Source organism: Streptomyces sp. NPDC048650 (assembly GCF_043199095.1).
Lineage (GTDB): Bacteria > Actinomycetota > Actinomycetes > Streptomycetales > Streptomycetaceae > Streptomyces.
Genome location: NZ_JBICVM010000003.1, coordinates 13,443 through 29,245, shown reverse-complemented (window position 1 = coordinate 29,245; position 15,803 = coordinate 13,443). Strand labels below are relative to the sequence as shown.

Genomic DNA, 15,803 nt, shown 5'->3' with positions numbered 1-15,803 from the left:
GCAGTGGAGAAGGAGGTCGCATGACGTACGACCGATTGGTGTGCGCCAACTGCGCGGCCCCTGTGAGCGAGGGCCGCTGCCCCGTGTGCCGGGCGAGCCGGGAGCGGCTCCAGCAGCAAGAGGGCATGTTCGGCCAGATCAGCCCGGTGGCGCTGGTGGCGCTGCTGGTGGCGCTGATCGCGGTCGCGCTTCTGCTCCACCAGGCCGTCTGAGCCGTACGGGCCCCGGCGGGCGGCTGCGGTCCGGCAGCGAGGACGGGGCGCCGTAGGCCGACCGGACGGATGGGATTTCGTCACCGAGCGCGATCACCCGTGTGCGCGCCGAAGCGGTGATGCGCCGGAGGGAACAGGGAACGCGGAAGGGCCCGCGGTGCTGGTTGCACCGCGGGCCCTTCGTTGTGTGTCGTGTCAGCGTCAGGCCGCGGCCGCGCCGCCACCGTTCTTGTTGACCAGACGGGGCAGCAGGCGGAAGCCGACACCGCCCGCGATCATGGTCGCCGCGCCGATCAGCAGGAAGGTCGTACCGGAGGAACCGGTCTCGGCCAGCTCCCCGCCCTTCGGCTGCTGCTTGGCCTGGCCGGGGGTGTCGGACATCCCCTCCTTGCCCTGGCCGGGCTGCTCGATCGGCTTGGAGCCCTCGTTGTCGGTACCGGTGCCGGAGCCGTCACCACCGGTGGCGTTGCCGCCACCGTTCTCGTGGCCGCCGTTGGCGCCACCGTTGTCGGCGCCGCCGTTGTCGGTGCCGCCGTCGTCGGTACCACCGTTGTCGGTGCCGCCGTCGTCGGTACCACCGTTGTCGGTGCCGCCGTCGTCGGTACCACCGTTGTCGGTGCCGCCGTCGTCAGTGCCACCGTTGTCGGTGCCGCCGTCGTCAGTGCCGCCGATGTCGGTGCCGCCGTCGTCGGTACCACCGTTGTCGGTGCCGCCGTTGTCGGTACCGGCGATCGCACCACCGTCGTCGCTGCCACCGCTGTCGGTACCGGCGATCGCGCCACCGTCGTCGCTGCCACCGCTGTCGGTGCCGGCGATCGCGCCGCCGTCGTCGCCGCCGGTGGAGTCGCCGCCACCGGAGGAGTCGCCGCCGCCGGTGTCGTCGCAGAACCAGTGCAGCGGGTCGAGCGGGCTGCAGTTCTCACCGGCGCTCTGGTTCTGGCCCGTCTCGGCCGCAGAGGCGGCGCCGGCCGCGGTGAGCGACGCACCCGCCGCAATCACCGCACCGGCCGCAATGCGCGCTACGCGCAGCCGCGTCTTCTTCGTCATGTACTGCTACCCCCAGTAGCTGAACTCGTCATGGGTGCACCGCTGTACGGGGCGTCGAGCCGGTGGGGGTGTCCGAGCCTCGACCCTGTACAGCGGCCAGGCCACTCATTTCCCCGTTCACACGCACGCCCCAGACATACGCGTGTCGCGCCCAGCCTTCCCAGTTCGGTCAACATCGTCAAGGTCGAATAAAGTCGCGGTGCCCGGATTGATCATAATTGGGCGGTACATGGACATACGACTGTGACCAAACCGCTGAAACAAAAACAACTGCCTCCCCCAGGGAGACAGTTGTCCGGTCGCGCGGCGCCCTGGCGGCTACTTCTCCTGCTGCTTGCGCCAGCGGATGCCGGCCTCGAGGAAGCCGTCGATGTCGCCGTCCAGAACGGCGGTGGGGTTGCCGACCTCGAACTCGGTACGCAGGTCCTTGACCATCTGGTACGGGTGCAGGACGTACGAACGCATCTGGTTGCCCCAGGAGTTGCCGCCGTCGCCCTTGAGGGCGTCCATCTTGGCCTGCTCCTCCTGGCGGCGGCGCTCCAGCAGCTTGGCCTGGAGGACGTTCATCGCCGAGGCCTTGTTCTGGATCTGCGAGCGTTCGTTCTGGCAGGAGACGACGATGCCGGTGGGGAGGTGCGTCAGACGGACCGCGGAGTCCGTGGTGTTGACGCCCTGGCCGCCGGGGCCGGAGGAGCGGTAGACGTCCACCCGCAGGTCCGACTCGTCGATCTCGACGTGGTCGGTCTTCTCGACGACCGGCAGCACCTCGACGCCCGCGAAGGAGGTCTGGCGGCGGCCCTGGTTGTCGAACGGCGAGATGCGCACCAGGCGGTGCGTGCCCTGCTCGACGGAGAGGGTGCCGTAGGCGTACGGAATCTGGACGGCGAAGGTGGTCGACTTGATGCCGGCCTCTTCGGCGTACGAGGTCTCGTAGAGCTCGGTCTTGTAGCCGTGGCGCTCGGCCCAGCGCAGGTACATCCGCTGGAGCTTCTCGGCGAAGTCGGCGGCGTCCACGCCACCCGCCTCGGCGCGGATGTTGACCAGCGCCTCGCGGGCGTCGTACTCGCCCGACAGGAGCGTGCGGACCTCGAGCTCGTCGACCGCCTTGCGAACGGCCGCCAGCTCCGCCTCGGCCTCGCCGCGCGCGTCCTCGTCGTCCTCGGCCTCGGCGAGCTCGAACAGCACCTCGACGTCGTCGACGCGGGCGCGCAGCTCCTCGGCCCGGCGCAGCTGGCCCTGGAGGTAGGACAGCTGGCTGGTGATCTTCTGTGCGTTCTCCACGTCGTCCCACAGGGACGGGGCCGCGGCCTGCTCCTCGAGCACGGCGACATCGGCCCTCATCCTGTCGAGGTCCAGGACGGCCTCGATCGACCCCATGGTCGAGGAGAGGGACTTCAGCTCTTCGGATACATCGACGACTGCCACGCACCCAGCCTAACGGCTACTGCCGGGAGTGTGTCCCGGCCGGGGCGACCGGGCCCGCACGGCGTCCGGAGGCCGTGCGGGTCCGGCCGGCGTCACGGGGTGTCGGGGGCGGGCTGGTGGACGCCCGGTCGGGCGTCGCCGGGCTCGTCGTCACCGGCGGCCAGCCAGCCGCCGAGGCCGGCCGCCACCAGCACCGCGGCGGCGCCCGCCGCGAGCTTGGCCCGGCGGCGGCGCAGCGCCTCCGGGGCGGAGCGGTGGCGGGCGGAGCCGGCCCGCCGTTCGCCGGCCACCCGGGGGGTGCGGGCGGTGCCGTGCGCGCCGCCGGCGAGTTCGTCGGGACCGGGGACCCGCATGCTGGTGTGGGTGTCCCGGTTGGAGTCCGGTGCGGCGCCCGGGACGAGTGGGACGGAGCCACGCGGCGGGGTGTCCTCGGTCCCGGCGGGCGGCGGATAGTCGCGGGTCCCGGTGGGGGCGGCGGCCTCGGTGTCGTCCTCGGGCTGCTCGCCGTCGGGCTCATCGATGTCCAGCGGCGGAATGCCCGCCAGTCCCGGGAGCATCTCGCGCAGCCGGGCGGCGAGCTCGGGGGCGCGCAGCCGGGAGGCGGGCGCCTTGGCCAGGCACTGGAGGAGCAGCTGCCACAGCTCGTCGGGGATGCCGGGCAGCGGGGCGACGCTCTCGGTGACGTGGCGGCGCAGGACCGCCCCGGGGTGCCCGCCGCCGAAGGGGGTGAAGCCCGCGAGCAGTTCGTACAGGACGGTCGCCAGCGCGTAGACGTCCACGGAGGCGCGGGGCGGGAGGCCCTCGATGATCTCGGGGGCGAGGTAGTCGGGGGTACCGATGACCTTGGTCGAGCGAAGCGAGACGGGGGTCCCCCCGGCCGGCGGCTGGGGGAGGGTTCTGCGCGGCAGGTCCACCAGGCGCGCGATACCGAAGTCGGTGAGCAGCGCGGGGTGCGCGCCACCGGGGCCGAGCTCGCCCTGCATGTTCAGCAGGACGTTCTCGGGCTTGACGTCGCGGTGCACGATCCGGGCGGCGTGCGCGGCGGCGAGGCCGTCGGCGACGTCGGCGGCGATGGCGACGGCGGCCTCCGGGGCCAGCCGGCGCTCGCGCTCCAGACGGGTGCGCAGGTCGGTGCCCCGTACGAGGTCCATGACCAGTGCCAGGTCGTTGCCGTCGACGACGAGGTCGCGGACGCCGACGACATGCGGGTGCTCCAGGCTCAGCAGCGCCGTACGCTCCTGCACGAAGCGGCCGACGAGCTCCTGGTCGGAGGCGAGATCCTCACGCAACAGCTTGATGGCCACGGCCCCTTCGGGACCCTCGCCCAGCCATACCGTGCCGGCACTGCCGCGCCCCAGGATCTGGTGGGCGGTGTACCGGCTGCCGATCTTCCGTGCCAAGACTGCTCCGACGTGTCGGGCCCCCGAGCGTCCTTGGGGGCTGAAGTTGGCGTCAAAGCTACGCGGGTGCCGAGGGGTTCCGTGCCCGCGACGGACGCATCCTTCACTTCTGTGCGCGAAATTGCCCGGAAGAAGTCGACAAATCCATACGGCGGGCGGTGACCGAGGTCCGGGTCAGGGCCCCTTGCTGTTGCTCAGCCCCTCGACGAAGTCCTTCACCGTGGTGATGACGTCCCCGATCTGGGCGAAGAAGCCCCTGGTGGTGCCGATCCACTGCTGGAGCGGGGTCAGCTCCCAGATCAGCCAGCTCGCGATGAACAGTATGAGCACGGTGAACAGGCAGCCCTTGAGGCAGCCCAGGCCCGGGATCTTCATCGGGTTGGCGCTGCGCGGGCGGGGCTCGCGGCGGGGCCGGGGCTCCTCGGCGGGCGGCCGCTGCGGCTCGTAGCGCTGCGGCGGGGGCTCCTGCCGGCGCCGCGGCGCCTGGCGCTGCTGCTGGGCGTAGGGCTCCGGCTGCTGCTGGGCGTACTGCGGCGGCGGGGGCTGCTGCGGGGCCGCCGGACGCCGCTGGGGGCGGCGGCGCAGCGGGTCCTCGCCCGGGTCGAGGTACTGGACCTGGGTCTGGTCGTTGCGGTCGCGGGCGGCGCGCAGCTGGGATTCCCAGGGGTGCGGCCCGTCGGGCTCCTGCGGCCCGCCCGCGGGGTTGCCCATGGGAACCGGCGGCATGGTGCGCGTGGGGTCGCCGCCTCCCGGGCCGCCCGGTGCCCCGGTGGCGGGCAGCACGCTGGTGGCCGCGGCGGGGTCGTATGCGCCGCCGTGGGAGGGGAGGACCTGGGTGGGGTCGGCGTCGCCGGCCCCCTGGCCGCCGCCGATGCCCGTGCCGGGGACCGTGGCGGGCGCCGGGTCGGGGGCGAGCAGTGCGGCGACGCCGAGCGCGGCGTCGGCCGCGGCCGGGGTGGCGTGCACGCCGATGCCGCCGGCGACGGTGCGCAGTGCCCGGGCGAGGTTCTCGGCGCTGGGCCGCTCCTCGGGGCGCTTGCGCAGACAGCGCTCGATGACCGTCCACAGCGGTTCGGGCAGCGTGCTCGGGCGGCGCGGCTCCTCGCTCAGGTGGCGGTGCAGCACCTCCAGGGCGGTCGAGCCGGCGAACGGCGGGCGGCCGGTGACCAGTTCGTACAGCAGGATTCCGGCGCCGTAGATGTCGACGGCGGAGGTCTGCGGGCGACCCTCGGCGGACTCGGGCGCCACATAGGCGGGGGTACCGACGAACTCGTGGGTGCGGGTCAGACCCGGGGAGTCGGCGAGGCGGGCGATGCCGAAGTCGGTCAGCATCGGGTGCATCAGGTCGCTGCTGTCGGAGCCGGCGAGCAGGACGTTGGCGGGCTTGAGGTCGCGGTGGACGACGCCGTCGGCGTGGCTGGCCGCCAGGGCGTCGGCGATCTGCGCGGTGAGCAGGGCGGCGGCCACCGGGCTGAAGGGTCCGTTGTCGCGGAGGTGGCGGTGCAGGTCGGGGCCGTCGACCAGGTCCATGACCAGGGCGAGCAGATCGCCCTCGACGACCAGGTCGCGGGTGCGGACGATGTTGGGGTGGGTGAGCCGCAGCAGGACGGAGCGCTCACGCAGGAAGCGCATCACCACGTCCGCGTCGTTCGCGAGCTCCTCCTTGAGGACCTTGATCGCGACGGTCTCGCCGGGCTCGCCGGCCACGGCCGCCTCGGCTCCGGCCGTCTCCCGCTGGCGGGCACGCCAGACGGTGCCCGTGGCGCCGCGTCCCAGCGGCTCCTCGAGCAGGTACTTGCTGCCTACCGGCCGCACGTCATGCGCTCCCTGGTCGTATGGGGGGTTTCTTGCCCGGCCCGCTGGGTCAGCTCGCGGCCCGTCCGACCCACTGTAGGCCGTCGGGCGAAATCCGCGGTCGGGCTGCCGGGCGGGCTTGTGGGAAAGACGCACGTTGGAGGCGGATGGTTGCCACCGGCGGCCGACCGGTGGTGGCGGCGGCGCCACCCGGCTGCTTCGGCACCGACTCCGGGTCACGGCGATCGAAATCCGGCCGTTCCCCGCGCGCAAGCCGGCACTTTTTCGCCCTTAGAAGACCAATCAAGATCACCAATTGACGGTCGACGGGCGTGTTGTCAGTGGCAGGTGCGAGGATGCACCCCAGCACGCAGTGGTGGGGGCGCGTGGTCTCCGTCGCGACGTGCACTTGGGACTTGTACGTGCCGACGTGCTCGGACGCGGTGGGGGGGGTGAGCGGCTCCCCTGCCGGGCTCCCGGCAGAAGGGACCGTTGACGGCGATGCAGATCCGGCTGACCGTCCTCGGGCCGCGCAGCGGCCACCCCACGCGGGCCTGCGACGTGCTCGTGACGGCCCCTGCCGGGACCGCCCTGGCGTCGGTGGCGGGTTCGCTGGCGGCCTCCGTGGCCGGTTCGGGCGCGGATGTGGGCGGTGCGAGCGGCGGCCCGGTGGTCCTGTACGCGGGCGGCGAACGACTCGATCCGCAGCGGGCGGCGATCGGCGAGCCACCGCTGATCGACGGTGCGGTGCTCGCCCTCCAGGGCCCCGGCCCCGCCCCGGCGCACGGTCTGCCGCACGGTCCGGCCCGGCTGCGCGTCGTCTCCGGGCCCGATGCCGGCGGCGTCCATCTGCTGCACGGCGGCCAGATCCGTATCGGCCGCTCGGCCGACGCCGATGTTCCGCTGGACGATCCGGACGTCTCCCGGCTGCACTGCGCGGTGACGGTCGAGCCGGACGGCTCGGTGCACGTCGCCGATCTGCGGTCGACCAACGGCACCTCGGTCGACGGTGTCGATCTGGGCGAAGCGCCCGCCCCGCTACGACCCGGCGCACTGCTGCGGATCGGTGAGTCGGCGCTGCGGCTCCAGTCCTCCCCGCCCGCCCCGGACCCGGCGCTGCCCGCCGCACCCGACGGCGAGGGGTATCTGCGGGTCGCGCCGGGAGCGCTGGGCGGGGAAGGGGCCGACGCCGCGCGGCTCTCCCCGGACCGCCGGTCCGACGCGGCACCCGGGGAGGTTCGAGGGGCGGCGACCGCGGCCCCGGGCCCGGCCGTGCCCGCCTTCCCGCCGCCACCCGCCGCCCGCCCCGCGCAGGGCGGCGGCCGCCGGGACACCCCGTTGCGCGGCACGGCGACGGACGACGCCGGCGACCCGGCCGCCGGGACGGCACCCGGGGCGTACACCCGTGAGGAGTACGCCGCCGGCCACCAGGACGGCACGCACGCGGGCACGCACCAGTTGGCACCCGCCGACGCCGGCGACCCGGCCGGGCCCAGGGCGGCCCGCCGCGGCGGCATCGGCGCCTGGGCGCGGCGGCTGGCCGCCGGACGGTCCGCCGTGGAGCGGCCGGACGACGCCGGGGCGGCGCTGCCGGAAGCGGCGGACGAGACGGCGCAGGAGGTGTCCGCGGCGGTCGCCGAGGGCGCGGAGGCGGCGGCGCACGAGCGCTGGCCGGATGCCGCCGCCGTCCTCTTGACGGCGCTCGGCCCGGGGCCCCGCCTGTGGGAGCGCGGGGTCGGGCACGTCGACGCGCTGACCGTGCGGCTGGGGACGACCAGCGGCGGCGCCGGCCGGATCGCGGTGCCGGTCACCGTCGACCTGCGCCGGGCGGGCTCGCTGGGGCTGGCCGGGCCGCGGGCGCGGCTGGCCGGGCTGGCCCGCGCCGCGGTGGCCCAGCTCGCCGCGCTGCACTCCCCCGACACCGCCGAGATCGTGCTGATCGCGACGGACCGGACGCGCCCCGACGGCGAGCGGGTGGCCGACTGGTCCTGGCTGGGCTGGCTGCCGCACGTCCGCCCGGCCCATGGCCAGGACTGCCGGCTGCTGCTCGCCTACGACAAGGAACAGGCCGCGGCCCGCACGGCCGAGCTGATGCGCCGGCTGGACGACGGCCCGCTCGGCCCCGACTGGGCCAGTGCCGACCGCGCCGAGGTGGCCGCCGCCGCGGCCCGCCACCGCGGCCCGTACACCGTTGTGATCGTGGACGGCGACCTCGGCTCGTCGGAGCTGCGCGAGCGGACGGCCCGGCTCGCCGCGGGCGGCCCGGCGGCCGGCATCCATCTGCTCTGCCTGGCGGAGACACCCGCCGCGTCCCCCGTCTTCCCGCTGGCCGCGACCTACGAGGCGGCCCGGACGGCGTCGCCCGCGTTCGGCGAGTGCGGGGCGGTGGCGGTGCTCAGTGGTGATGTGGCCACGGCGCTGCGCGTGGTCCAACCCGGGTCCGGTCCGAACGGCACGGTCGCGGCCGTGGATGCGGTCTCCGGTGCCTGGGCGGAGCGGTTCGCCCGCGCGCTGGCGCCGCTGCGCGAGGCCGAGGCGACGGCCACGGCCGGCGGGCGGCAGGTGCACCGCGCGGTCGTTCCGCTGCCCGACGCCGCCCGGTTGCTGGACGAGCTGGGCCTGGCCCGTGCCACTCCCGCGTCCCTGCTGGCGCGCTGGGCCGCGGCGCTGGACACCGACCGGCCCAGCGCCCCCGCGGTGTTGGGCGCCGGTCCGCACGGCCCGCTGGCGGCCGATCTCGCCGCCGACGGCACACACCTCCTCCTGGAGGGTGCGGCGGCCACCGGCAAGACCGAGCTGATGCGTTCGCTGGCCGCTTCGCTGGCCGCCGCGGACCGCCCCGACCTGCTGTCGCTGGTCCTGGTGGACGGTGGCGGCAGCGAGCGCGGCGAGGGCCTGCGGGCCTGTACGGACCTGCCGCACGTCACGACGTATCTGGCCGCCTCGGACCCGGTGCGGATGCGGGAGTTCGCGCAGGCGCTGTCGTCCGAGCTGAAGCGGCGGGCGGAGATACTGGCGGGGACGCCGTTCGCCGAGTGGCGCGCCAAGCATCTGCCGGCGCCGCGGATCATCGCGCCGCGCCGGACGACCGAGGGGACCAGCGGCGCCGCGGCCGGCGAGGCGGATCCGTCGGCCACCGGGACGCTGCGGCTGCGGGCGCGCAGCGGCGCGGCGGCCGCCGAGAGCCAGGCGCCGCCGATGGCCCGGCTGTTCGTGCTGGTCGACGACTTCGATGCGCTGGTGGCCCCGGCGCTGGGCAGTACGGGGCGGCCGGCCGCCGGTTCGGTGGTGCGGGCCCTGGAGGCGGTCGCCCGGGAGGGCGCGGAGCTGGGTGTCCATCTGATAGCGGCGACCGGCCATCCGGATCGCACGGCTGCGACCGCGACCGGTGAGCGGGCCGGGCTGCGCATCCGGCTCGGTGTGGCCGGCGACCCGTCCGAGTCGGCGCCGCCGGGCCGCGGACGGTTGGACCGGGCGGAGGACGGCTCCTCGACGCCGTTCCAGGCGGGCCGGGTGACCGGCCGGATACCCCGTACGTCCACCCTGCGGCCGACGGTCGTGCCGCTGGAGTGGCAGCGGATGGGGGACCCGCCGGCCCGGCGTCCGCTGCGTGAGCTGGGCAACGGCCCGACGGATCTGGCGCTGCTGGCCAGCGCGTTGCAGCGGGCCGCCCAGTCGCTGGCGGCGGCCACCGCACCGCCCCTGGTGTGAGCCGGGGGCGGCGGTCCGGCCGGCGCCGGGCGCCCCACCGTCCGTAACAGCCCCATCACAAAAGGTCAGTTGGGGCCGGATGCGGTATTGCGGCACCGGGGATCGGGGCGTAGACCTGTCGCACACCGCAGAGCACGCCGCAGAGCCCGCCGGGCAGACGGCACGCCCGCCGGGCCGACAGCCCGGCCGGCCCCCCCCGGCCGGCACAGAGGAACCGCGCGACGGCACGACCGCACAGCACCGCGAGGAGCACCACCGCACGCACCACAGGCGCAGCGACAAGGGGCTACGGGGATGCGCAGACGATTCGACCGGACGGCTTCACGCACGACGACCGCTCTGGCGGCGGCCGCGGCGCTCGCCCTCGCGCTGGCCGGCTGCGGCGGCACCAAGGACGACGCGGGCGGCGGCGGCAAGGGCGGCAGCACCGCCCCCACCGTCCGGCTCCCGAAGCTCGACGGCCAACGGCTCCAGGTCACCGCGGTCTGGACGGGCCCGGAGCGGGAGAACTTCGGCAAGGTGCTGGACGAGTTCGAAAAGCGCACCGGTGCCCGGGTGGACTTCGTCCCCAGCGGCGACGACATGGCGGGGTTCATCGGGTCGAAGATCGCCGGCGGCGGTCCGCCGGACGTCGCGATGCTCCAGCAGGTGGGCGTGCTCAACGAGTTCGCCCAGAAGGGCTGGCTCAAGCCGCTCGGCGTCGCCGCGAAGGCGCAGTTGGCGAAGAACTACGCCAAGGGCTGGCAGGATCTGGGCGCCCACAAGGGCACGCCGTACGGCGTCTACTTCAAGGCCAGCAACAAGTCGCTGGTCTGGTACAACACCAAGGCGTTCGACAACGCGGGCGTCAAGGAGCCCAGGACCTGGCCGGACTTCCTCAAGGCCGCGCAGACGGTCTCCGAGTCGGGCACCGAGCCGGTGTCGGTGGGCGGGGCGGACGGCTGGACGCTGACCGACTGGTTCGAGAACGTCTACCTCTCGCAGGCGGGGCCGCGGAAGTACGACCAGTTGGCACAGCACCGGATCAAGTGGACCGATGCGTCCGTCACACAGGCGCTGACCACGCTGGGCCGGCTCTTCGGCCGCAAGGATCTGCTCTCCGGCGGCAACTCCGGTGCGCTGCAGACGGACTTCCCGACGTCGGTGACGCAGACGTTCAGCGGCGGTGACACCCCCAAGGCCGCGATGGTCTCCTCGGCCGACTTCGCCGCGGCCAACATCACCCAGACCAAGGCCCGCCTCGGCACGGACGCCAAGGTCTTCCCGTTCCCCGCGGTGGGCGCCGAGTCCCCGGTGGTGACCGGTGGCGATGTGGCGGTGGCGCTCAAGGACGGCAAGGCCGCGCAGGCGCTGCTGACGTTCCTGGCCTCGACGGACGCGGCCAGGATCTGGGCGCAGGCGGGCGGGTTCGTCTCCCCGAACAAGGAGCTGGACCAGGCGGCGTACACCAGCAAGGTGATGCGCGAGATCGCCGGGGCGCTGATCGCGGCGGGCGACGACTTCCGCTTCGACATGTCCGACCAGGCGCCCGCCTCCTTCGGCGGCAAGCCGGGCCAGGGCGAGTGGAAGGACCTGCAGGACTTCCTCAAGAACCCCAAGGACATCGCGGGGACGCAGGCGCAGCTGGAGAAGGACGCCGCGAAGGCGTTCGGGCACTGACGCCGACCGCCTCGACCGGACCGGGGGGACCGTCACGATGAGCGACGTATCAGCCACCGCTGCCGCGGGCCGCAAGCGGCGGGGCGTCCTGGGCACCCGCCCCTGGATCGCGGCCGTCTTCCTGCTGCCCGCGCTGGTGCTGCTGGGGGCGCTGGTGGTCTACCCCATCGTCTTCTCCGTCTACCGGAGCCTGTTCGACGCGTCCGGTGACGGCTTCGTGGGGCTGGGCAACTACGGCGAGATGTTCTCCGACGAGGGGATCCGCACGGCGCTGAGGAACAACGTCGTCTGGGTGGTGGTGGCGCCGGCGGTCGCCACCGCGCTGGGCCTGATCTTCGCGGTGCTCACCGAGCGGATCCGCTGGGGCACCGCGTTCAAACTGGTCGTCTTCATGCCGATGGCGATCTCGATGCTGGCGGCGGGCATCATCTTCCGGCTGGTCTACGACCAGGACCCGCAGCGCGGCGTCGCCAACGCGGTCTGGGTGGGTGTGCACGACACCTTCGCCGAGCCCGCGCCGTTCCCGGGTGCCAAGCCGCGGCCGCACACCGGTCTGCGGCCCTCCGGCGGCGGCGCCTTCACCACGGCCGCGGCCGTACGGGCCGGGTCCCCGGCGAATCTGCCGCTGGTCGCGGTGCAGCAGGACGACGTGCGGGGCGCGCGGCCGGCGGCCGCCGCGAAGCCCCGGCCGGGCATGGTCACCGGCACCGTCTGGCTGGACTTCACCCGTGGGGGCGGTGGCCGGCCCGACGTCGTCGACGGCGGGGAGAAGGGGCTGGCGGGCCTGACGGTCGAGGCGGTCCGGGGCGGCGTGGTGGTCGCCTCGGCGCGGACCGCGGCCGACGGGACGTACGCGCTGCCCGCGGGGAAGGCCGACGGCGCCCGGCTGCGGCTGCCCGCGGCGAACTTCGCGGAGCCCTACCGCGGCGTGGACTGGCTCGGCCCGGCGCTGGTCACCCCGGCCATCATCGGTTCCTATGTGTGGATGTGGGCCGGGTTCGCGATGGTGCTGATCGCCGCGGGGCTGGCGGCGGTGCCGCGCGAGCTGCTGGAGGCGGCGCGGGTGGACGGCGCGGGTGAGTGGCAGGTGTTCCGCCGGATCACGGTGCCGCTGCTGGCTCCCGTGCTGGTGGTCGTCCTGGTCACGCTCATGATCAATGTGTTGAAGATCTTCGATCTGGTCTACATCATCGCGCCAGGATCCAGCCTCCGGTCCGCCAACGTGCTCGCCCTCCAGCTCTTCCAGTCGTCGTTCGGCACGGACGTCGACGAGGGCCTGGGCAGCGCGATCGCCGTATTCCTGCTGCTGCTCGTGCTGCCGGTGATGTACGTCAATCTCCGGCGCATCCGGAAGGAGCGTCTGCGATGACGACCGTCGGGGGTGCCGTTCGGGCGAGGGCGGCGGGCCGCGGGGCGGCCCGGCCGCTCACCACACGGATCGCGGCCCGCACGGGCGGCGGCGCGGTGCGGATCTTTCTGGTCCTGGTGGCGCTCTTCTGGCTGATGCCGACGGTCGGGCTGCTGCTGTCCTCGCTGCGCAGCCCGCAGCAGATGGCCGAGTCGGGCTGGTGGCACGTCTTCAGCGAGCCGGCCCAGATCACGTTCGACAACTACAGCAGGCTGCTGGGCAACGAGAAGGTGATGGGTTCGCTGCTGACCACGGCGGCGATCACCGTGCCGGCCACGGTGCTGGTGGTGGTCATCGGGTCGCTGGCCGGCTACGCCTTCGCCTGGATGGACTTTCCCGGGCGCGACGCCTGGTTCATGGTCGTCGTCGGGCTGCTGGTCGTGCCCGTGCAGGTGGCGCTGATCCCGGTGGCCAAGCTGTTCGGCGCGGTGGGGCTGTTCGAGACGACGGCCGGGGTGATCCTCTTCCATACGGCCTTCGGGCTGCCGTTCGCGGTGTTCCTGCTGCGGAACTTCTTCGCGGAGATCCCGCGCGAGCTGCTGGAGGCGGCCCGGCTGGACGGGGCGGGCGAGCTGCGGCTGTTCACCCGGGTCGTGATGCCCCTGGGCGGGCCGGCGATCGCGTCGCTGGGGATCTTCCAGTTCCTGTGGGTGTGGAACGACATGCTGATCGCGCTGATCTTCGCGGACAGCGGGAACCCGCCGGTCACGGTCGCCCTCCAGCAGGAGGTGCGGCAGTTCGGGAACAACATCGATGTGCTGGCGCCGGGTGCGTTCGTCTCGATGGTGGTACCGCTGATCGTCTTCTTCGCCTTCCAGCGGCAGTTCGTCTCCGGTGTGATGGCCGGCGCGGTGAAGTAGGGGCGGCAGGGGGCGGGGGCGGCGCGGGGCCCGGCCCGCGAGGGGCCGGCGTCCGGCGTGCGCCACGCCATCTTCCGTTCATGTCTCTCCCCCTACGATGACGGCCGATGCCGGTCGGTGCCGTGAAACGCATGGTGCTACGGGGGCGTGTCAGGGAGACTGCAATACACGTTCGACCGTTTCGTGTGTCGGGCGGTGGCGCCCCGGCCCCTGCGCGGGCCGCTCCCCCGCGGAACCGGTCGCGGCACCGGCCGCATCTACAACAGCAGACGCATCGGTCACGACTGAAGCGTCGGTCACACCGGACACCTCCACATCGCAGCTCCACCGCCACAACACACCGTGCCGGCACACCGCCCCGCGCATCCCCTCGCGTGTCGCGCACATCGCCATCGATTCCCGACCGTCTGGAGACGGACCGCACATGACTGCCCTCACCGCAGACCAGAGTGCCGAACAACTCCCCCACCCCGCCCGGCTGTCCGACGTCAAGGGCTGGTTCTTCACCGCCGACCAGCTGCTCTTCGACTGGTTCCTCGCCCACCAGCGGGACCGCTCGGTCACGGGCGACCTGCTCGAACTGGGCGCGTACATGGGCAAGAGCGCCATCTTCCTGGGCGCGCGAATGCGCTCCGACGAGCGCTTCACGGTCTGCGATCTCTTCGACTCCCCCGCCGAGGACGCCTCCAACTCCAAGGAGATGAAGACGTCCTACGCGACCTTGACCCGCCGCGCCTTCGAAGCCAACTACCTCTCGTTCCACGAGGAGCTGCCCACCATCGTGCAGGGCCTGAGCTCCATCGTGCGCGACCACGTCGCCGACGACTCGGTGCGCTTCGCCCACATCGACGCCTCGCACCTGTTCGAGCATGTGCAGGGCGACATCCTCGCGGTGCGTGAGCTGCTCACCGACGAGGGCGTCGTGGTGATGGACGACTATCGTGCCGAGCACTGCCCCGGGGTGGCCGCCGCCACCTGGCAGGCCGTGGCGAACGAGGGGCTGCGCCCCATCTGCATCACCGGCACCAAGTTCTACGGGACGTGGGGCGACCCCGAACCCATGCAGAAGGCGCTGCTGGAGTGGCTGCAGTCGCGCAAGGACGTCTGGCACGAGGTGCAGTACGTCAACGACGCCCCGCTGATCCGGCTGAGCGCCAAGGGCGCCAAGGAGCCCGCGCAGCCGGTCTCCCGGCACCGGGCCGAGGCCGCCCCCCGCGCGGCCGAGCCGTCGGCCGCCCAGGCACCCCGGGCCTCGGCGGCCCGCCCCGTGCCCCGCCTGCAGCGCAGCGTGGTGCGCCGGGTCGCGCTGGACGTGCTGCCGCCGATCGTCACCCGCGCGATCGTCGCCGCCCGCAAGAAGGCCCGCCCGGCGGGACGCTGACCGGCGGCCGTACGGGCCGGGGCGGGTACCGCGCCCCGGCCCGTACGCCTACCGGGGCGGCACCTGCCCCACGAGGACGAACACATTGCGTCGCAGCGCCTTCCCCGCAGCGCGCGGCAGCGGGCAGGAGTACGTGCGCCGGACGACCAGCCCCGCCGACTCCGCGAAGGCACGCAGCAGCGGGAAGTCGGTGAAGCGGACCGGGGACGCCTCGGCGCGGTGGCCCGCCTCCTGCGGGGTGATCAGCAGAACGGCGCCGCCCGGCCGTACGTACGGGAGATAGGCCCGCAGCAGGCCCTCGACCTGCTCGTCGTCCAGATGCTCCAGGACGTGCGCGCACAGCAGCACGTCGAAGGTGCCGGGACGGGCGTGTGCGCTCGCGAGGAAAGCGTCGGCCGTGTAGGCGGTGAGCCCGCGCGCCCGGCAGGTGCGTACGGAGCGCGGGTCGTGGTCGATGCCGACGCTGCCGGGCGCGCAGTCGGCGAGCGTGTCGCCCGGCCCGCAGCCGATGTCCAGCACCCGGCCGGAGCCGATCCGCCGCAGCAGCCGGTGGTAGCGGGGCCGGGCCGGCAAGGGCCGTACGACGCCGGCGTGTTCGCCGGCCGGGAAGCGCGCGGTGGAGGCGTGCGGGGCGGTGCCGGCGCCCCCTGCGGGCCGGGTGCCGACCGCCTCCGGCGCGGATGCGTCGGGCCTGTCGGTGGGGGCGGGGCTGTCGGTTCGGCCGGGCATCGGGTCGCGGTCACCTTTCCCTGGGAACACGGCGCTCGGGCGCCATGACGCTGCCCAACGGTCTACGGCATCGAGGGGGAGCGCGGCGGCGCGGCACGCCGCCCCGCTGCGGGCCCCGGTCCTCTCACCCTTTCAGCGCAGATCCGGTGACCGCGCCGCCGACGGGCGAGTTGAACG

11 protein-coding genes are annotated in these 15,803 nt (G+C 73.8%); 6 read left to right on the top strand and 5 right to left on the bottom strand.

Translation table 11 applies throughout. From position 1 onward, the window contains the following. Window positions 1-20 precede the first annotated feature (20 nt). Window positions 21-212 carry a hypothetical protein gene (locus ACGFML_RS09425; protein ID WP_393541727.1) on the top strand — a complete coding sequence of 64 codons (192 nt, stop codon included), beginning with the start codon at window positions 21-23 and terminating at the stop codon, window positions 210-212. 201 nt (window positions 213-413) lie between these two features. Here ACGFML_RS09425 and ACGFML_RS09420 read toward each other — a convergent pair whose 3' ends face one another. From ACGFML_RS09420 to ACGFML_RS09405, 4 genes are all read right to left on the bottom strand, one after another. Further along, window positions 414-1,259 (bottom strand): hypothetical protein, encoded by an 846-nt coding sequence (locus ACGFML_RS09420; RefSeq protein WP_393541726.1) that lies wholly within the window; start codon window positions 1,257-1,259, stop codon window positions 414-416. 318 nt (window positions 1,260-1,577) lie between these two features. Beyond that, window positions 1,578-2,684 carry a peptide chain release factor 2 gene (gene prfB / locus ACGFML_RS09415; RefSeq protein WP_393541724.1) on the bottom strand — a complete coding sequence of 369 codons (1,107 nt, stop codon included), beginning with the start codon at window positions 2,682-2,684 and terminating at the stop codon, window positions 1,578-1,580. Window positions 2,685-2,776: 92 nt separating this feature from the next. After that, window positions 2,777-4,084 (bottom strand): serine/threonine-protein kinase, encoded by a 1,308-nt coding sequence (locus tag ACGFML_RS09410; protein ID WP_393541722.1) that lies wholly within the window; start codon window positions 4,082-4,084, stop codon window positions 2,777-2,779. Window positions 4,085-4,258: 174 nt separating this feature from the next. Beyond that, complete coding sequence (locus ACGFML_RS09405; RefSeq protein ID WP_393541720.1) at window positions 4,259-5,899, bottom strand: serine/threonine-protein kinase; 1,641 nt, start codon at window positions 5,897-5,899, stop codon at window positions 4,259-4,261. Between the two features lie 480 nt (window positions 5,900-6,379). Between ACGFML_RS09405 and ACGFML_RS09400 the strand changes: the two genes are divergently transcribed. The 5 genes from ACGFML_RS09400 (at window position 6,380) to ACGFML_RS09380 (ending at window position 14,897) form a co-directional block, all read left to right on the top strand. Further along, window positions 6,380-9,589 (top strand): FtsK/SpoIIIE domain-containing protein, encoded by a 3,210-nt coding sequence (locus ACGFML_RS09400; RefSeq protein WP_393542708.1) that lies wholly within the window; start codon window positions 6,380-6,382, stop codon window positions 9,587-9,589. Between the two features lie 294 nt (window positions 9,590-9,883). After that, the gene (locus ACGFML_RS09395) at window positions 9,884-11,248 is read left to right on the top strand and encodes an ABC transporter substrate-binding protein (RefSeq protein WP_393541718.1); all 1,365 of its coding nucleotides are present in this window, start codon (window positions 9,884-9,886) and stop codon (window positions 11,246-11,248) included. Window positions 11,249-11,285: 37 nt separating this feature from the next. Next, window positions 11,286-12,617, top strand: a complete 1,332-nt coding sequence (locus ACGFML_RS09390; protein WP_393541716.1) for a carbohydrate ABC transporter permease — start codon at window positions 11,286-11,288, stop codon at window positions 12,615-12,617. Beyond that, entirely contained in the window at window positions 12,614-13,516 is a 903-nt protein-coding gene (locus ACGFML_RS09385) for a carbohydrate ABC transporter permease (RefSeq protein WP_393541714.1), read from the top strand. Before ACGFML_RS09390 ends, ACGFML_RS09385 begins: the two co-directional genes overlap by 4 nt. A 424-nt stretch (window positions 13,517-13,940) precedes the next feature. After that, window positions 13,941-14,897 (top strand): class I SAM-dependent methyltransferase, encoded by a 957-nt coding sequence (locus ACGFML_RS09380; RefSeq protein ID WP_393541712.1) that lies wholly within the window; start codon window positions 13,941-13,943, stop codon window positions 14,895-14,897. Between the two features lie 48 nt (window positions 14,898-14,945). Here ACGFML_RS09380 and ACGFML_RS09375 read toward each other — a convergent pair whose 3' ends face one another. Further along, window positions 14,946-15,626, bottom strand: a complete 681-nt coding sequence (locus tag ACGFML_RS09375) for a class I SAM-dependent methyltransferase (protein WP_393541710.1) — start codon at window positions 15,624-15,626, stop codon at window positions 14,946-14,948. Between the last annotated feature and the right edge of the window lie 177 nt (window positions 15,627-15,803).

What these genes read in the sequence shown, in the direction of transcription:
- ACGFML_RS09425 (WP_393541727.1), top strand. Translation starts at nt 21, where the DNA reads ATGACGTACGACCGATTGGTGTGCGCCAACTGCGCGGCCCCTGTGAGC.
- ACGFML_RS09420 (WP_393541726.1), bottom strand. Translation starts at nt 1,259, where the DNA reads ATGACGAAGAAGACGCGGCTGCGCGTAGCGCGCATTGCGGCCGGTGCG.
- ACGFML_RS09400 (WP_393542708.1), top strand. Translation starts at nt 6,380, where the DNA reads ATGCAGATCCGGCTGACCGTCCTCGGGCCGCGCAGCGGCCACCCCACG.
- ACGFML_RS09395 (WP_393541718.1), top strand. Translation starts at nt 9,884, where the DNA reads ATGCGCAGACGATTCGACCGGACGGCTTCACGCACGACGACCGCTCTG.
- ACGFML_RS09390 (WP_393541716.1), top strand. Translation starts at nt 11,286, where the DNA reads ATGAGCGACGTATCAGCCACCGCTGCCGCGGGCCGCAAGCGGCGGGGC.
- ACGFML_RS09385 (WP_393541714.1), top strand. Translation starts at nt 12,614, where the DNA reads ATGACGACCGTCGGGGGTGCCGTTCGGGCGAGGGCGGCGGGCCGCGGG.
- ACGFML_RS09380 (WP_393541712.1), top strand. Translation starts at nt 13,941, where the DNA reads ATGACTGCCCTCACCGCAGACCAGAGTGCCGAACAACTCCCCCACCCC.
- ACGFML_RS09375 (WP_393541710.1), bottom strand. Translation starts at nt 15,626, where the DNA reads ATGCCCGGCCGAACCGACAGCCCCGCCCCCACCGACAGGCCCGACGCA.